This window comes from Paenibacillus sp. Aloe-11 (assembly GCF_000245715.1).
Classification (GTDB): domain Bacteria; phylum Bacillota; class Bacilli; order Paenibacillales; family Paenibacillaceae; genus Paenibacillus; species Paenibacillus kribbensis.
The window spans coordinates 75,017-77,773 of sequence record NZ_JH601054.1 but is presented as its reverse complement, the minus strand read 5'-3'; the positions used below and the strand labels follow the sequence as shown (position 1 = coordinate 77,773).

Sequence of the window (2,757 nt, the reverse complement as noted above, 5' to 3'; positions counted from 1 at the left end):
TCCTGCTGGGACAGCTGGTTAAAGAGCGGTGCGGTCAGCCACATCGTCGTAATGCCGTGATTGCGAACAGATTCCTTCAGTTTGGGTGCGTCCAAAATGACATCCTGGCTCACCAGCACCAGCTGGCCGCCGTTCAATAGCGCTCCCCAGATTTCAAAGGTGGACGCGTCAAAGACAACGGCACCGGTCTGCAAAATGCGCGTGTCGGCATCCAATTGCGCATAGTTTGTATTTTTCACCAAACGTATGACATTGCGGTGCTCCACCATAACCCCTTTGGGCTGGCCTGTTGTCCCTGAGGTGTACATGATGTAGGCGAGGCGATCAGCAGCGGTCGCCTTCGGTTGTTCTCCGGCTGTGTAAGCCTGCTGTATCTGTTCTGCTTGTTCTGTTTGTTCTGATTGCGCAGCTTCTGATTGAATGGTTATTGGTTGATTGGTATCTGGTTGTGTCGTTGCAGTAGAAGCAAGCTCGGAACTAGCGGAAATGGAATAGAGCGGGTTTAGGCAGTCCACGTATCCCATATCAGCCGTGTCAGCATACGTCCCGTGATCATTTGGCAAAACGGGATTGTAACGATTAGCATCATCCGTTCCATAGATTGCGGAATCACTCAGGTCGAGCACAGTTCCTGCAAAATCAACGGGCCGATGCTCCATTCGCTGTACCAGCAGTATGTTTGCACCAGAATCCTCCAGCAAATAGCGTACGCGCTCATTCGGATAATCGGAGTCAATCGGTACATACGCTCCGCCTGCTTTGAGAATCGCAAGCATACCGACGATCATTTCAATCGAGCGTTCAGCCACAATGCCAACCGTTTGCTCGGTGCAGATTCCCAGCTTACGCAATGTATGAGCCAGACGGCTCGCTTTTTCGTTCAATTCTCCATAGGTCAGCCTGTCTTGTCCGCACACCACTGCCACCTGCTGTGGTGTCTGCTGCGCCTGTTCCTCAAACAACGCATGTATGGACGCATGACGCGGATAATCCGCAGCTGTATCGTTGAAGGTATAAGCCAGTTGCTCCACTTCTTGCTCTGACAGCACTTGTGCTGCGGAAATGGCCAGCTCTGGCTGATGTAGAACAATGGTGTACAACCGCAACAGCTGTTCAACAAAGCGTTCAATCGCCGCCTCGCTATAGCGGTCGCTACTGTACTTCACGTTCAGGGAAACGGCTGCATTTTCCCATTGAAATTGAAAATCCAGTTCAGACTGTACATGATTCAGAAAATCGGAAATATGGATATTTTGCATAGATATCGTGGTGTGAATAAGAGGCTTGTCATCCTCGCTGCGTGGAATTTCCAGTCCTTCGGTATAGTTCCAAAAGGGAATATTCTGGTGCTCAATCGCTTCGCTGACAGAGGTTTTGATTAGAGCCAGCAAGGCTTTGAAGGTTGTGGTGGAATCCAGCGTGTTTTTTAGTAAAAGTAGATGATTGATCGGCTTTGTTGCACTGTTGCCAGATTTGGCTACCGGAATGCCCAGCAGCACACGTTCCTCACCTGTGTATTTATGTAATAGGCTTTCTACTCCAGCCAGCAGAACCATAAACACTGCCCATGGAGCGCCACCTGTTATAGAAGATATTCGCCCGGAAATTTCAGATGGAAATGTGAGCGTGTACGTATGGGAATTTAAATTCGTTGTATTTGCATCCTTGGATACGTTGTTGGTATATGGCAGGCAAATGATATGATCCTCAGGTTCCAGCGTATGACTCCAGTAATTTTTTTCCTTCTCAAATAAGGCTTTCAATGACATCCCTCCTGCTTCATAGGGCCGTACCCCGGTTGGAATGGTGCGTTGATGCGTAGTTGAACGTTGTTACTGAACATGGTGTCGGAAAAATAATACTTTGCAGGCAAGGGCAGCGGACAAGCCGCCGCCTTCTGCACACGCAAAGTGAAATCATTGCATTAGAAAACGAATTTAGAAAACAAAGTCGATGGAATCCGGTGAAAATCCTTCTGGCTGCTCGTCCGAGTTCACCTGAATATCGCTTAACAGCAAATCTGAATTTGCCCCAACCTGTGACAGAATCGCTAACAAATCTCCCGTCAATCGTTCAATAGCATCTGCCCCAAACAGCTTCGTGCAATATTCAAAGGAACCCTTGATCACTCCGTCTTCATCACTCATGGATAAGGTCAAATCGAATTTGGAGATACTGTGCTCCTGAACATACGGTCTGAAGGACAAGGTCTCAAGCTTCGCTTCCTGCGACTCCGTATTTTGCAGTACAAACATCGTGTCAAACAATGGGTTGCGGCTTGCATCCCGTGCTACATCGAGCTTTTCCACCAACTCTTCAAGTGGATAATCCTGATGCTCGAAGGCTTGCAGCGTACGATCTCTGGCTTCCAGCAGGTAGCTGTGGAACGTTTGGTTGCCCTTTGGCTGATGCCGGATCGCTAGCGTATTGACGAACATTCCGATCAGTGGCTCCAGCTCAGGCAGCAAGCGGCCTGCTACCGGAGTACCGATGATCAAATCGTCCTGACCGCTGTACTTGGACAGCAGAACGGTGTAGGCGCTCAAAAGTACCATGTACAGCGTGCTTCCGGTCTGCGCCACCATTCGGTGCAGCTGCCCGGATACATTCGGATCAACTGTAAATTCATACAGCGCACCCTCGAAGCTGCGGGCAGCAGGTCTCGGATAAGCAATCGGCAGATCCAGTATCGGTAATTCTCCGGCTAAATGCTCCAGCCAGAAGCGTTCCCGGCGTTGGTATGACTCGCGCTGCATT

The 2,757-nt window shown here is 49.5% G+C and carries 2 protein-coding genes; both read right to left on the bottom strand.

The window, feature by feature from the left end; genetic code table 11:
• Positions 1–1,763: AMP-binding protein (locus WG8_RS11540; protein WP_007430361.1), on the bottom strand; the 1,763-nt coding region annotated here is incomplete at its 3' end.
• A gap of 174 nt (positions 1,764–1,937) precedes the next feature.
• The coding region (locus tag WG8_RS28400; protein ID WP_007430360.1) for a condensation domain-containing protein at positions 1,938–2,757 on the bottom strand (820 nt) is incomplete at its 5' end.